Here is a 13,528-nt window from a genome sequence, read left to right on the forward strand (position 1 = left end):
GTTGGAGAAGTCTCATGTCGCGCGCCTTGTGTCGGTCGCGCCAATCGGGCGCTGAATTGGCGGGGATTAGTGCGACGGGGTCAGGCGGCAGCCTCGCCCTTAGCAGCCATGAGCCGCATCAGGTGGTCGCCAACGGCCTTGCCCAAGAGGGGCGGGACCGCGTTGCCGACCTGCACATACTGTTCTGTCTTCGACCCGGCAAACTCAAACCAGTCAGGGAAAGCTTGCAGCCGCGCGGCCTCGCGCACCGATATGGCGCGGTCCTGATCCGGGTGGATGTAGGCCCCCCAGTGGATGTCGCACTTAGTCAGGACGGTGCAGGAAAGCCCGTCCCATGTCATGCGCCCGTATCGCTTGGTATGGTCCGACCGCTTGGCCCGCTTCATGCCCTCGGGCAGCAGGTCATGCGGAATGTCACGCCAGCTCCCGCCGGGCGGGATGAAGGGCAGCCGGTCCATATTGACCTTGCCCAGCCTCGGGGCCGCGTGATTGCCCACGGTGGTCGCGTTGCCGCGCATCCGGCGCTGGTATTTGGTCGGCTTGCCGTCAGCGTAGGCAACCCGGCCCGGGTCCTCGCCATTGTCGAGCGGGGGAAGGTCCCCGATTGCGTCTCTGATCTTGGTGAACGGGTCCGCCCGGCCCGGCCCGTGTGTGGGCTCCGGGTGCGAGATGGGCGCACCGACGCGGTTGCCGATGAACACGACGCGCCGCCGTTCCTGTGGCACCCCGTAGTCCTCTGCGCGCAGCACCGCGTCTTCCACGGCATACCCGAGGGCCGCAAACTCCGCCTTGATTGCCCGGACGGCTTCCCCGTTGGCGATGGAGTAGATGCCCGTGACGTTCTCCATCACGATCCACTCGGGCCGCAGGCCATCGACAATCCGCAGGTATTCCCGGAACAGAGAGGCCCGGGCGTCGTGCATCCCGCGCTGGTGGTTGTAGACAGAGTAGGCCTGACAGGGCGGGCCACCGACTAGAACCGACAGCTCGCCTTTGCGCAGCCCCGTAACCTCCATCAGGCGCTCAACGGAAAGCTCCTCAATCGGCCCGGGGATAAACTTCGCCCTCGGGTGCGTGGCCTCAAATGTCCGGCCAGCCGCGTCAAAGAGGTCATTGCCCGCAAGCACGGTGAAGCCTGCCATCTCAAGCCCGGCGGACAGGCCGCCAGCCCCGCAAAACAAGTCTATCGCCGTGTATGTCATCGGGCTCGCCTCCGCTTTTGTTCTCATTTTGTCCCAGACTTACCTTACAGGGGGTTAACTGGGCAACTTCTATTTCTGGGCCTTCGCCGTGATCCGCGCCTCAAACTCGCCCTGTGACACGGGGACGCCACCCGTCAGCCCGAGGGTGGCGCTCTCCAGCGTGGTGTAAAACTCCTCAATGACCTCAAGCTGGAACGGTGCGCCGGGTGCGGCCTGCTTGAAGTCAACGAGGAACCAGACAATGTCCGCATTCGAGAGGTGCGGGACCCGCTCCATCTTTCCCATCGAGTAGAAGAACGGGGCGTCAACGACCACGGCCATCTTCTTGCCCCACCGCCGGAGGGTCGGCACCTTGGTCAAGAGCTGCGGCATCAGGCGCTTGACCCCGCTGCTGCGGTAGTCCGGGCGGCGCTTCTCTTGGGCCATCGACAGCTTGCCCTGCGTCAGCTTGAGGTGATCAAACTCAATGCTCATCTTCTTGCCGGAGAAGTAGACGGCCTGCACCTCTACGGCCACCCAGTTCATCGGCGCGCCGTCCGCCGCGTTCGACTTCACAAGGATCATGTCAATGCGGCCCACGTCCTCGCCCGGGTCACTGTCGAGGTTGCCGGTTGATTCGAGGAAGCCCACTTCACCGGCGCGCAGTGGCGATGGGTCCGCAAGAAGGCTCTCACCGATCTTGTCGAAGGCCGTGCCGTCCTGATGGAAGCGCCAAGGGCAGAGAGCGCGCAGCCGCCCGCGTTCCCCGTCTATCGGCTCGATGGTCCCGGCATCCTCTTGGTAGATGCGGATTGAGCAGACGCCGCCGGGCTTGGTGCAGGTCGGGTGTGGGCTGTCGGTGCGGAATGGGCAGGGCAGCTCCTCCGCCTGCTGCTGGGCCAGCTTGTCGCGCAGGACGTTGAGCCGGTCGGCCTCTTTGGGTTTCAGTGTCCCGAGGGCGTCCTTCTCCTCAAGGGCAACCATCCGGGCCAGCTCTGCCTTCGACATGGCCGACCCGCCTACGTCATGCCCGGCCAGCCGAACGCGGTCCCAGTCACCTAGGTCTTTGAATGGGTGTCCATACCACTCCGCAATGTGAAACCGCTCTTCTGCCAATGGGTTGCCTCCGCACCTTGCGGTGCATTGGACAACTTCCACAACATGTAGTCAATGATTCACCGGGCTCTGAAATCCGCCGGGTAATGCTGGGGTAACGCAGGCGCAGGGCCGGAGCGATCACTTAAGCGCTTGATTTGTAAGGGAGGGATGGTGCTGTGAGAGAGGATTGAACTCTCGACCTCACCCTTACCAAGGGTGTGCTCTACCACTGAGCTACCACAGCATCCGTTTTCCAGATAGCTACCCCGGGCGTTACCCCGATGCAAGCGGGCTCTGGAAAAGCCCTTTAGTTTCAGCCGCCTCTGCGCCCAGAGCTTCCCCTTACCAAGGGAGTGCTCTACCTCTGAGCTACAGCAGCGTGTGGCGGGCCTCTTAGACCCAATTTTCTGACCGTGCAAGAGGTCGATTGGAAAAATACGCAGTTGGCTGGCCCGGTTCCCCTGCGATGGCCGTGTCACGGGCTGGACCCGGTTTCGAGGCTGCGGTACACCCGCGCCATGGAGCGGCAGGATAATCAACGCGGGCAAGGCGGCAACGACGACAAGGAAGCGCGGCTGAAAGCGGCGCTGAAGGCCAATCTTGCGCGCCGCAAGGCGCAGGCCCGTGCCCGGAAAACACCGGCGGACACCGCTTCTCAGGACAAGAGTGCGCCGCCGAGCGAGGACTAGGACAGGTATGGATTCGATTGTTGTGACCGGGAATGGCCCGCTGAACGGGGATATTCCCATCGCGGGCGCAAAGAATGCCTGCCTGACGCTGATGCCGGCGACCCTGCTGAGCGAAGAGCCGTTGACGCTGACCAATGCGCCGCGCCTGTCGGACATTCGCACCATGACGTTGCTGTTACAGTCCCTTGGGGCCGAGGTCTCGACTTTGGCGAATGGCAAGGTGCTGGCGATGTCCTCGCACGGGTTGACCACGCAGCGGGCCGACTATGACATCGTGCGCAAGATGCGCGCCTCGATCCTTGTGCTGGGGCCGCTGCTGGCGCGGTTCGGCTATGCCGAGGTCTCGCTGCCGGGGGGCTGCGCGATTGGCGCGCGCCCGGTCGATCTGCACCTCAAGGCGTTTGAGGCGATGGGCGCGGAACTGGACCTGCGCGACGGCTATGTCCACGCCAAGGCCCCCGCAGGCGGGCTGCGCGGCGGTGTGGTGGAGTTTCCCTTTGTGTCGGTTGGGGCCACGGAAAACGCGCTGATGGCGGCGACGCTGGCCAAGGGCACCACAGTGCTGAAAAACGCGGCGCGCGAGCCGGAGATTGTCGATCTGGCACAGTGTCTGCGCCAGATGGGCGCGCAGATCGACGGCGAGGGCACCTCGACCATCACGATCCAAGGCGTTGACCGGCTGGGCGGTGCGACCCACTCGGTTGTCACCGACCGGATCGAACTGGGCACCTACATGCTGGCTCCGGCGATCTGCGGCGGTGAGGTGACCTGCCTTGGCGGGCGGATCGATCTGGTTGCGGCCTTCTGCGAAAAACTGGACGCGGCGGGCATCGACGTCGAAGAGACCCCCGCCGGGCTGAAGGTGCGGCGCAGGAATGACCGGGTGCGCGCCGTGGACGTGACGACAGAGCCGTTCCCCGGCTTCCCGACCGATTTGCAGGCGCAGATGATGGCGCTGCTTTGCGTCGCGGAGGGCGAGTCGCTGCTGGAAGAGAAAATCTTTGAGAACCGCTTCATGCATGCGCCGGAGCTGATCCGGATGGGCGCGAAGATCGATGTGCACGGCGGCTCGGCCCGTGTCACGGGCGTCGAGCGGCTGAAAGGCGCGCCGGTCATGGCGACGGACCTGCGCGCCAGCGTGTCGTTGATCCTTGCCGGGTTGGCGGCAGAGGGGGAGACGGTGGTGAACCGGGTCTACCATCTGGATCGCGGCTATGAGAACGTCGAGGACAAGCTGTCGGCGCTGGGTGCAAGGATCGAACGGATCAAAGGCAAATGACCGAGGACGCGCGTTTCGAAGATGGTGGTGAGCGGCCATTGAATCTAGGGGCTTTGGACGCCGAGGATTTGCAAGTGATTTCCAGCCTCGTGCAGGACGCGGTCCTGCCGGTGACGGAAATTCGCTGGCAGGCATCGAAGCGGCGGCTGGGTCTGTTGTTGAACCGCATCCGCTGGGAGGATGTGGAGGCCGCGAAAAAACGCGGCCGTCCGGCGGAGCGGGTGCAATCGCTGCTGGTGATCGACAACGTTTTGGGCGTGGCGAGCCAGGGGGTCGATCGATCCGACAAGGATATGATCCTTCAGGTGCTGGCGATCAGTTTCGAACCGGGCGAGGATGCGGACGGGGCGGTGGTTCTGACGCTGGCCGGGGACGGGGCCTTGCAGGCGAAGGTGGAGGCGCTGGAGGTGTCGCTGCGGGACGTGACGCGGCCCTATGTGGCCCCCTCGCGCAAGCTGCCGGATCATGGTGCCTGAGCGGAAGGCCGCACAGGCTGTCCACGCGTGGACAGATCCCCGCCCATCTGAAATCAATGGGTTACAGAGACGTTTTTACCTACTGTTAAGGTTTGCGCAGACGCCGTCGATGTGACCGGGAACTCTTGGAGGGGCCGATGCCCGTATTTCTGGACAGCCGTCAGGATGGTTTCGAAGCCGCCTTTCAGACACTTCTGAACGCCAAGCGCGAGGACAGCCCGGACGTGGATTTGGTTGTCGCCGGGATCATCGCCGATGTGCGCGCACGCGGCGACGCGGCGGTGCTGGAACTGACGGCGAAATTCGACCGGCTGGACCTGAACGCCACGGGGCTACGGTTCACCGATGCCGAGATCGAGACATACTGCGCGCAGGTCGCGGACCCGGAGCGGCAGGCGCTGGAAACCGCCGCCGAACGCATCCGCGCCTATCACGTCCGCCAGATGCCGCAGGATCAAAGCTGGACCGATCCGGAGGGTGCGACACTGGGCTGGCGCTGGTCGGCGGTCACGGCGGCGGGGCTGTATGTGCCGGGCGGCTTGGCGTCTTATCCGTCATCGGTGCTGATGAACGCGATTCCCGCCAAAGTCGCGGGGGTCGAAAGGCTGGCCATCTGCGTGCCGACGCCGGACGGGGTGGTGAATCCGCTGGTCCTGCTGGCGGCGCGGATTGCCGGGGTGGATGAAATTTACCGCATCGGCGGCGCACAGGCGATTGCGGCGCTGGCCTATGGCACCGACAGCATCGCGCCGGTCGACAAGATCACCGGACCGGGCAATGCCTTTGTCGCCGCCGCGAAACGGCGGGTGTTTGGCAAGGTCGGCATCGACATGATCGCTGGCCCGTCCGAAATCCTTGTCATTGCGGACGGCGAAAACGATCCCGACTGGATCGCGCTGGACCTGATGAGCCAAGCGGAGCACGACGAAAGCGCGCAATCGCTGCTGATCACCACGGATGCCGAATTTGGCCGCGCCGTGGCCGAGGCGGTGGACAAGCGCCTGGAAACGCTGGAACGGCGGACCATCGCGGGCGCGTCATGGCGTGACTATGGCGCGGTGATCACCGTGGCCGATCTGGACGAGGCGGCGCAGCTGTCGAACAGAATCGCGCCTGAACACCTTGAACTTTGCGTGGCCGAGCCTGAGGCGCTGGCCGACAAATGCCAGCACGCGGGGGCGATTTTCCTAGGCCAGTGGACGCCCGAGGCCATCGGCGACTATGTCGGCGGGCCGAACCACGTGCTGCCCACCGCGCGCTCTGCGCGGTTCTCCTCCGGTCTGTCGGTGATGGATTTTCTGAAACGCACGACACTGGCGCGCATGACACCCGAAGCGCTGCGCGCCATTGGCCCGGCGGCCGAGGTGCTGGCGCGTTCGGAAAGCCTAGAGGCGCACGGGCTGAGCGTGACCGCGCGATTGGACAAACTGAACCGATAGGAGAGGGCTATGGCCGTTGTTATCTTTCACAATCCCAAATGCTCCAAATCGCGCGAGACGCTGGCGTTGATCCACGCGGCGGGCGTCGATCCGGTTGTGGTGCCCTACCTGAAAACCGGCTGGACCAAGCCGCAGTTGCAGGCGCTGTTCGCGGTGGCGGGACTGGAGCCCGCCGAGGCGCTGCGCACGGCGGGCGGTGCGGCCAAGGATCTGGGTTTGACCGCCGGGGAGGTGTCGCAGGAGGCGATCCTTGACGCCATGGTGGCGCATCCCGAACTGGTGGAACGGCCGATTGTCTGTTCGCCCAAGGGGGTGCGGCTGTGCCGTCCGCCGGAACGGGTGTCGGAGCTGCTGTAGGGACGGCGCGCCGCCGGGACCGCGCGCCATCGGGGGCCGGATCACAGCCGGTTTGCCTGCGCCGCGACGTTCTTTTTGATCTGCGCCTCTGTCTGATCCATCTTGAATTGCCGCAGGATCACCTTGTTCTTGAACAGTTTTTTGCAGTTCACCTCTTTGCGGTACTTCTTGACGGTCACATGCTTGGGCGCATATTTTTTGCGCTTTTTTGTGATGTAGGCGCATTGCGTGACGTAGGGCTTTTTGCCTGTCCGGTTCTCGGCCTGTTCGGTGATCCGTTCACTTTGGGCGAGGCGCAGGCCGAAGTCCTTTGAGGGGGTCGCGGCGGCGGCACCGGGCAGGATGGCAATGGTGGCGGTGGCGGCGATGAGCAGCGCGGCAAGGGTGGTGCGCAGGGAATTGGCAGGGGTCTTGGGACGGCGGCGGGCAAGGGGCTTTGAAAGGGTCATGGGGTTGTCTCCGTTTTGGTGTGGTCTCGGCGTCGTTCTGGCCGCCGATGCCCCCAGACACGCGCCAATTGCGGGCCGGGTTTCAGGCGGTGAGGAATACCCGACCGCCCGCGCCGCGTGCTTTTGCGCCCTTGGTGGCATTGCCCCCGCGCGCAGGCCGCGCTAAGCCGAATTCGAGCTTTCAGGATGCCAACCATGACCCGCATCGCGCATATCGAACTGGATGACGCCAATCTGCCGCCGCCGACGCCGGAGATTGAGCAGGAGCGCCGCGTGGCGATGTTCGACCTGATGGAAGAGAACTCTTTTGTGCTGCCCCCGCGTGAGGACCGGCCCGTGCCGCCGGGACCCTACAACGTCGGCCTGTCGATCCGCGACAAGCGGCTGGTTTTTGACGTGACCGCAGAAGGCCATGAAAAAGCGGCGGAATTTCATCTGTCGCTGTCGCCCTTCCGGCAGGTGGTGAAGGACTATTTTCAGATCTGCAAAAGCTATTTTGACGCGGTCAAGACGCTGCCGCCCAGCCAGATCGAGACCATCGACATGGCGCGGCGCGGCATCCACAACGAGGGCGCGCGCATCCTGCAAGAGCGGCTGGAGGGCAAGGTGGAGGTCGACGACGATACCGCGCGGCGGCTGTTCACACTGGTCTGTGTGCTGCATTTCGGAGGCTGAGGTGCCGGAGTTGCCGCAGTCGGTGTTGTTCGCCTGCGATCATAACGCCGTGCGTTCGCCCATGGCCGAAGGAATCATGAAAAAGCTGTACGGCACAGAGACTTATGTGCAGTCGGTCGGCGTGATGAACGATCTGGAGATCAACGGTTTTGCCATCGCCGCCTGCCGCGAGATCAACGTGGAGCTGGAACGCCACCGCTCGCGCAGCTTTGAGGAGATGGAGCAGATGGGCGAAATGCTGTCCGGCTTCGATCTGATCGTCACGCTGTCGCCGGCCTCGCAGCGGCGCGCTTTGGAACTGACGCGGTATTATCATCTGACGGTGGAATACTGGCCGGTGATGGACCCCACCGGCATCGGCGAGACGCGTGAGCAAAAGCTGAATGCCTTTCGGCAGACGCGGGACCAACTAGTGTCTCGGTTGAGCGGGACGTGGGAATCGGCCTAAAGCAGGCCGGAGTCCGGGGTATTTTTACAAAGAAGAAACAGGGGACGTGCGGATGGCAACGGCGAAAGACGTGGTGGCGGGGTATTTTGCGGCCTTCAATGCCGAGGATACGGCGGGGATGCTGGCCTGTCTGTCCGAGGACGTGGCGCATCACGTCAACGAGGGGCAGGTGCGGGTCGGCAAGGACAAGTTCGCGGCGTTTTGCGACCATATGAGCCGCTGTTACCGCGAGGAACTGACCGATATGGTGATCTTCGAGGCCGAGGCCGAGGCCGAGGGCGGGGCGCGGGCGGCGGCGGAGTTTGTTGTCAACGGCACCTATCTGGAAACAGATGAGGGGCTGCCGGAGGCGCGGGGGCAGACGTACCGTCTGCCAGCGGGGTCGTTCTTTTCGCTTGAGGGCGGCAAGATCACCCGCGTTGTGACCTATTACAACCTTGCGGACTGGATGAAGCAGGTCTCCTGATGCGGGTCGAGGTGCTGACAGGTCAGGCGCTAGAGGCGGCGTTGGATGACGTCGCAAGGCTGCGGATCGCGGTGTTTCGCGCCTTTCCCTATCTGTATGACGGGGATTTTGCCTATGAGCGCGGGTACTTGCAGACCTATCGGGACAGTCCGGGGGCGGTTCTTGTCGGGGCGTTTGACGGGTCTCGGTTGGTTGGGGCTGCCACGGGAACGCCGATGGAGGATCACGCCGAGGATTTCGCCGGGGCCTTTGCGGGTACCGGGCATGATCTGTCCGAGATTTTCTATTGCGCCGAGTCGGTGCTGTTGCCCGCGTACCGGGGGCGCGGCATCGGCCATCGGTTCTTTGATCTGCGCGAGGCGCATGGCCGGGCGCTGAACCGGCGCTATTGCACGTTCTGCGGGGTGGTGCGGCCTGCGGATCATCCGTTGCGGCCTGAGGGCTACGCGCCGCTGGACCCGTTCTGGCGCAAGCGTGGTTACGCCCCATTGGTCGGGGCTGTTGCGCAGTTTCGTTGGAAAGACATCGACCGGGATGCGGAGACGGCAAAACCTTTGCAATTCTGGATGCGGGCGCTTTGAAAGGGATGTGAGATGAAGGTTGCAACAGCGTCGTACCCGCTGGATTTCCTTGCTGATTGGCAGGCTTATGTAGCCAAGCTGACGCAATGGGTGAGCGAGGCGGCAGGGCAGGGCGCGGACCTGTTGGTGTTCCCGGAATATGGCGCGATGGAGCTTGCCACGCTGGACGGGCGCGACGTGGCGCTGGATCTTGAGGCCTCTATTCATGCGGTGGCCGCGCGGGTGCCAGAGGTAGATGCGCTGCATTCGGATCTGGCGGGGCGCTACGGCGTGCATATCCTTGCGGCCTCTGCGCCGGTCATTGACCCCTCGGTGGCGGCGCGGCCTGTGAACCGCGCGCGGCTGTTCACCCCCACCGGCGGCATGGGGGTGCAGGACAAGCAGATCATGACCCGGTTCGAGCGCGAGGATTGGGACATTGCCCCCGGTGGCCCGCTGCGGCTGTTCGATACTGCGCTGGGCAGGATCGGCATTCTGATCTGTTACGATTCGGAGTTTCCCCTGCTGGGCCGCGCGTTGCGCGAGGCCGATATTCTGCTGGTGCCTTCGGTCACAGAGGCGCTGTCAGGGCATTCACGGGTTCGGATCGGTGCGCAGGCCCGCGCGCTGGAGGCGCAATGCGTCGCCGTCATGTCCTCTGTCGTGGGCACCGCCGACTGGAGCCAGTCCGTCGATGAAAGCGTTGGCCGGGGGGCGGTGTTTGGCCCGCCGGATATCGGCTTTCCGGCCACCGGCATTCTGGCCGAGGGGGCGCTGAACGCGCCGGGCTGGACCTATGCCGAGGTCGATCTTGACGCCATCGCGCGGGTCCGTCAGGACGGTGTCACCCTGAACCGGGCCCACTGGGTGGACCAGTTGGGACGGGATGACGCGGTGGATGTAACAGTCCTGCGCGCGTTTGTGACTTGAAAACCGCGCGCGACAGGCTCATATTGCGCCCGCCGCGCCGAGAGCGCGGTTTTCGATTCAGGAGAGACCATGGCCAAGGAAGATACGCTCGAATTTCCCGGTGTCGTGAAGGAACTCCTGCCGAACGCGACGTTCCGGGTCGAGCTTGAAAACGGCCATGAGATCATCGCGCATACGGCAGGAAAGATGCGAAAGAACCGCATCCGTGTCCTCGCAGGCGACAAGGTACAAGTTGAGATGACCCCCTACGATCTGACCAAGGGGCGCATCAACTACCGCTTTAAGTAAGCCGTTCCAGCGGCGGACGCGACCTGCGCCCGCTGCGGACCGGGCTCGCGCCGTGCCGCGCGGCAAGACGAATTGCGTCCGGACGCCGGGCGCGATAGGGCGCGTGCCAGAGTTCCGTTCAGAAGGCACGCCGCCATGACCGACCGTCCTCGCCTTATCCTTGGCTCTGGTAGCCCGCGCCGCCGCGAATTGCTGGCGCAATTGGGCGTGACCGCCGACGATATCCGCCCGCCCGACATCGATGAAGACCCCATGAAGGGCGAGTTGCCGCGCGCCTATTGCGTGCGGCTGGCGCGCGAAAAGGCGCAGGCGATCCCCGCTGACGCGGAGGAGATCGTGCTGGCGGCGGATACGACCGTGGCGCTGGGCCGTCGCATTCTGGGCAAACCTGCGGATGAAAAGGAAGCGGCGCAGTTCCTGACCTTGCTGTCGGGGCGGCGGCACCGGGTTGTCACGGCGGTGGCGGTGCGGCGTGGCGATCAGATCTGGGAAAAGGATGTGGTCACGCAGGTCAAGATGAAGATGCTGTCCAACGAGGAGTTGAACGCCTATCTGGCCAGCGAAGACTGGCGCGGCAAGGCCGGTGGCTATGCCATTCAGGGGCCTGCCGGCGCGTTCATTCCGTGGATCAACGGGTCTTTCACCGCTGTTGTTGGCCTGCCGCTGACAGAGACGGCGAATCTGCTTCAAGCGGCGGGTTATCCGCTCTACAAACCGGCGTCATGAAGGGCAGAACAATTGCATTGGACCAGTGGGGCGACCGCGAGGCGGCGGCGCTGCTGGTCGACGGACGGCTGGAGGACCTGTTGATTGACAGCGACCTGCCGCGTCCGGGAACCATGTATCGCGGCATCGTTGAGCGGCCCATGAAGGGGCAGGGCGGGTTGTTCCTGCGCACACCGGACGGGCCTGCGTTTCTGCGTCAGGTCAAGGGTCTTAGCCCCGGTGATCGGCTGCTGGTGCAGGTGACGGGCTATGCAGAGCCGGGCAAGGCGATTCCGGTAACGGCGCGCCTGTTGTTCAAGTCGCGCTATGCCATCGTGACGCCGGGGGCGCCGGGCCTCAATGTCTCGCGCCAGATCCGGGACGACGATGTGCGCGATGCGCTGCTGGAAATCGCCCATGAGACGGTGGCGGAGGCGGGCTTGCCCGAGGGGGCTGGTTTGATCCTGCGGTCCTCGGCGCATCCCGACGCGGCGGATGCGGTGATGGACGATATCCTTGCCATGATCGAGCTGGCCAAGGCGGTGATGGCGGATGTCGAGGGAGAGGCCGAAATGCTGGTCGAGGGCGATGGACCGCACGCGCTGGCGTGGCGGGAATGGACCGCCCCGGCAGAGGTGGACGAGGCCGAGGGCAGTTTTCAGCGGCACGAGATTGGCGAGTTGGTCGAGGCACTGCGCCAGCCGAAGGTTGCGCTGCCCACGGGGGGCAGCATGATGATCGAGCGGACTTCTGCTCTGGTGGCGGTGGATGTGAACACCGGCGGCGATACCTCGCCTGCGGCGGGGTTGAAGGCGAATATTGCCGCTCTGCGCGATCTGCCCCGGCAGTTGCGGTTGCGCGGCTTGGGGGGTCAGATTGTGGTTGATCCCGCGCCGATGGTAAAAAAGGACCGCCGTCAGGTCGAGGCTGTCATCAAGGCGGCGATCAAGACCGAGACGATTGAGACGGTGGTCGCCGGGTGGACGACGCTGGGCCTGCTGGAATTGCAGCGCAAGCGCGACCGCGTGGCCCTGACGGAGGTGATATGAGCTGTCCGATCTGCGCCCGCGCCAGTGACGCGGATTATCGCCCGTTTTGTTCGAAACGCTGCGCCGATGTGGATCTGGCAAAGTGGCTGGGCGGTGGCTATGCCATCCCCTCGGACGATCCCGAAGACATGGAAGAGGCCGCGCGCGCCGTGGTCGAGGAAGACAGGAAACCGCACTGATGTTCGATGACGCACTGCTGAGCGAAATCCGGGGCCGCTTTGCCCATGTCGAGGACTGCCCCTTTACGGGGAAGCGCATTTTCTTCGAAAATGCCGGGGGCGCGCTGACCCTGAACACGGTGGTTGAGACCTCGGCGCGGTTTGCCGCGATCCCGGACAATCAGGGGCGCGACAACCCGGCGTCCAAGGCGCTGGTCGAGGTGATCGCAAAGGCGCGCGAGGATGCGCGTCTGTTTCTGGGGGCCGAGGGCGGCGCGGTGATTGTGGGCGAAAGCGGCACCGAACTGCTGTTCCGGTTGATCCGCGATGCGTGCCTTGGGGCCGGACCGGGTGAGGCGTTGGGCTCGACCGTGGAACATCCTGCGTCGCGCAGTGCGATGGCGCGTTGGGCGGCGCAGGCGGGGCGTGAACATGTGTTGATCCCGCACGACGACGCGCTGGGGCAGGTCACGCCAGAGGCCTATGCCGCCCATGTGACGCCGCAGACGGCGGTGGCGACGGTGCTGCACACCTCTCCGGTGACGGGGATGGGCATGGATCTGGAGGGCATCGTGGCGGCGATCCGCGCGGTTGCGCCCGAGTGTTTCATCATTGTCGACGGCATTCAGCACGCCTGCCACGGACATATCGACGTGGCCGCGACGGGTGTGGATGGCTATGTCGTCTCGCCTTACAAGATGTTCTCGCGCCACGGTTATGGCATCGCCTGGGCCTCGGACCGGCTGACGGCGCTGGCGCACGATTCGCTGGTTGGCGGGCCTGCGGGCAACTGGGAGCTGGGCACCCGCGATACCGGCGCGTATGCGACGTTCTCTGACGTGGTGTCCTATTTCGACTGGCTGGGCGGGCAGGTGTCCGATGCCGGGGATCGCGCGGGGCGGATTACCGCCGCGCGCAAGGCGATCCACGCCCATGAGGCGGATTTGTGCAAGGCGATGATCCACGGCACCGGCAATCTGACGGGACTGGCCGATCTGCCGGGCGTGACCATCGTCGGCGGCACGGACAATCCGGCGCGTGAGGGGCTGGTTGGCTTTTGGGCGGACGGCCACGGCTCTGGCGATCTGGTGACGGCGCTGAACGCCCGTGGCATCCGCACGCATATGCGCAAGGCCGATCACTATTCGGGCAATATCCTGACGCCGCTGGGGCAGGGCGACTGCGTGCGGGTGTCGCTGGCGCATTACAACAGCCTGGACGAAGTGCGCGCCTTTCTGACGGCGATGCGCGAAATTCTGGGCTGAGGCTGTAGGGGTTGGA

General features: G+C 64.5%; 18 protein-coding genes and 1 tRNA gene. 15 read left to right on the top strand and 4 right to left on the bottom strand.

Annotation, left to right across the window (positions count from 1 at the left end; translation table 11 throughout):
• Positions 1-80: 80 nt before the first annotated feature.
• The 3 genes from ACN0S5_RS05530 to ACN0S5_RS05540 all read right to left on the bottom strand — a co-directional run bounded on the left by ACN0S5_RS05530 (position 81) and on the right by ACN0S5_RS05540 (position 2,523).
• Positions 81-1,202, bottom strand: a complete 1,122-nt coding sequence (locus ACN0S5_RS05530) for a DNA cytosine methyltransferase (RefSeq protein ID WP_417206748.1) — start codon at positions 1,200-1,202, stop codon at positions 81-83.
• 69 nt (positions 1,203-1,271) lie between these two features.
• Positions 1,272-2,189 (bottom strand): NotI family restriction endonuclease, encoded by a 918-nt coding sequence (locus ACN0S5_RS05535; RefSeq protein ID WP_417206750.1) that lies wholly within the window; start codon positions 2,187-2,189, stop codon positions 1,272-1,274.
• Between the two features lie 259 nt (positions 2,190-2,448).
• A tRNA-Thr gene (locus ACN0S5_RS05540) sits at positions 2,449-2,523 on the bottom strand.
• A 274-nt stretch (positions 2,524-2,797) separates the two neighbouring features.
• Between ACN0S5_RS05540 and ACN0S5_RS05545 the strand changes: the two genes are divergently transcribed.
• The 5 genes from ACN0S5_RS05545 (at position 2,798) to arsC (ending at position 6,519) form a co-directional block, all read left to right on the top strand.
• The gene (locus ACN0S5_RS05545; RefSeq protein ID WP_417206752.1) at positions 2,798-2,968 is read left to right on the top strand and encodes a hypothetical protein; all 171 of its coding nucleotides are present in this window, start codon (positions 2,798-2,800) and stop codon (positions 2,966-2,968) included.
• A 7-nt stretch (positions 2,969-2,975) separates the two neighbouring features.
• Complete coding sequence (gene murA, locus ACN0S5_RS05550) at positions 2,976-4,247, top strand: UDP-N-acetylglucosamine 1-carboxyvinyltransferase (RefSeq protein WP_417206754.1); 1,272 nt, start codon at positions 2,976-2,978, stop codon at positions 4,245-4,247.
• Positions 4,244-4,723, top strand: a complete 480-nt coding sequence (locus ACN0S5_RS05555; RefSeq protein WP_417206756.1) for a DUF2948 family protein — start codon at positions 4,244-4,246, stop codon at positions 4,721-4,723. Before murA ends, ACN0S5_RS05555 begins: the two co-directional genes overlap by 4 nt.
• 137 nt (positions 4,724-4,860) lie before the next feature.
• Positions 4,861-6,162: a histidinol dehydrogenase gene (hisD, locus tag ACN0S5_RS05560; protein ID WP_417206758.1), complete on the top strand. Its 1,302-nt coding sequence runs from the start codon at positions 4,861-4,863 to the stop codon at positions 6,160-6,162.
• Between the two features lie 9 nt (positions 6,163-6,171).
• Positions 6,172-6,519: an arsenate reductase (glutaredoxin) gene (gene arsC / locus ACN0S5_RS05565; protein WP_417206760.1), complete on the top strand. Its 348-nt coding sequence runs from the start codon at positions 6,172-6,174 to the stop codon at positions 6,517-6,519.
• 41 nt (positions 6,520-6,560) lie between these two features.
• On the opposite strand, the gene ACN0S5_RS05570 is transcribed toward arsC, so the two are convergent.
• A complete protein-coding gene (locus ACN0S5_RS05570; protein ID WP_417206763.1) occupies positions 6,561-6,968 on the bottom strand; it encodes a hypothetical protein in 408 nt (135 codons plus the stop codon).
• Between the two features lie 195 nt (positions 6,969-7,163).
• Between ACN0S5_RS05570 and ACN0S5_RS05575 the strand changes: the two genes are divergently transcribed.
• From ACN0S5_RS05575 to ACN0S5_RS05620, 10 genes are all read left to right on the top strand, one after another.
• On the top strand, positions 7,164-7,643 hold the full coding sequence (locus tag ACN0S5_RS05575; protein ID WP_417206766.1) for a UPF0262 family protein: 480 nt from the start codon (positions 7,164-7,166) through the stop codon (positions 7,641-7,643).
• A 1-nt stretch (position 7,644) separates the two neighbouring features.
• Positions 7,645-8,091, top strand: coding sequence for a low molecular weight phosphatase family protein (locus ACN0S5_RS05580; RefSeq protein ID WP_417206769.1), 447 nt, complete (start codon positions 7,645-7,647; stop codon positions 8,089-8,091).
• 52 nt (positions 8,092-8,143) lie between these two features.
• Positions 8,144-8,557, top strand: coding sequence for a ketosteroid isomerase-related protein (locus ACN0S5_RS05585; protein ID WP_417206772.1), 414 nt, complete (start codon positions 8,144-8,146; stop codon positions 8,555-8,557).
• Positions 8,557-9,138, top strand: a complete 582-nt coding sequence (locus ACN0S5_RS05590; RefSeq protein ID WP_417206773.1) for a GNAT family N-acetyltransferase — start codon at positions 8,557-8,559, stop codon at positions 9,136-9,138. Before ACN0S5_RS05585 ends, ACN0S5_RS05590 begins: the two co-directional genes overlap by 1 nt.
• A gap of 12 nt (positions 9,139-9,150) precedes the next feature.
• A complete protein-coding gene (locus ACN0S5_RS05595) occupies positions 9,151-10,047 on the top strand; it encodes a carbon-nitrogen hydrolase family protein (RefSeq protein WP_417206775.1) in 897 nt (298 codons plus the stop codon).
• Between the two features lie 69 nt (positions 10,048-10,116).
• Positions 10,117-10,335: a translation initiation factor IF-1 gene (gene infA / locus ACN0S5_RS05600; RefSeq protein ID WP_005978431.1), complete on the top strand. Its 219-nt coding sequence runs from the start codon at positions 10,117-10,119 to the stop codon at positions 10,333-10,335.
• A 135-nt stretch (positions 10,336-10,470) separates the two neighbouring features.
• Entirely contained in the window at positions 10,471-11,061 is a 591-nt protein-coding gene (locus ACN0S5_RS05605; RefSeq protein WP_417206778.1) for a Maf family protein, read from the top strand.
• Entirely contained in the window at positions 11,058-12,089 is a 1,032-nt protein-coding gene (locus ACN0S5_RS05610) for a ribonuclease E/G (RefSeq protein ID WP_417206780.1), read from the top strand. The genes ACN0S5_RS05605 and ACN0S5_RS05610 overlap by 4 nt, the downstream gene beginning before the upstream one ends.
• Positions 12,086-12,268 carry a DNA gyrase inhibitor YacG gene (locus ACN0S5_RS05615; protein WP_417206782.1) on the top strand — a complete coding sequence of 61 codons (183 nt, stop codon included), beginning with the start codon at positions 12,086-12,088 and terminating at the stop codon, positions 12,266-12,268. The genes ACN0S5_RS05610 and ACN0S5_RS05615 overlap by 4 nt, the downstream gene beginning before the upstream one ends.
• Positions 12,268-13,512: an aminotransferase class V-fold PLP-dependent enzyme gene (locus ACN0S5_RS05620; RefSeq protein ID WP_417206783.1), complete on the top strand. Its 1,245-nt coding sequence runs from the start codon at positions 12,268-12,270 to the stop codon at positions 13,510-13,512. The genes ACN0S5_RS05615 and ACN0S5_RS05620 overlap by 1 nt, the downstream gene beginning before the upstream one ends.
• The last annotated feature ends 16 nt before the right edge of the window (positions 13,513-13,528 follow it).

The organism is Antarctobacter sp. (assembly GCF_048262615.1).
Taxonomy (GTDB): domain Bacteria; phylum Pseudomonadota; class Alphaproteobacteria; order Rhodobacterales; family Rhodobacteraceae; genus Antarctobacter.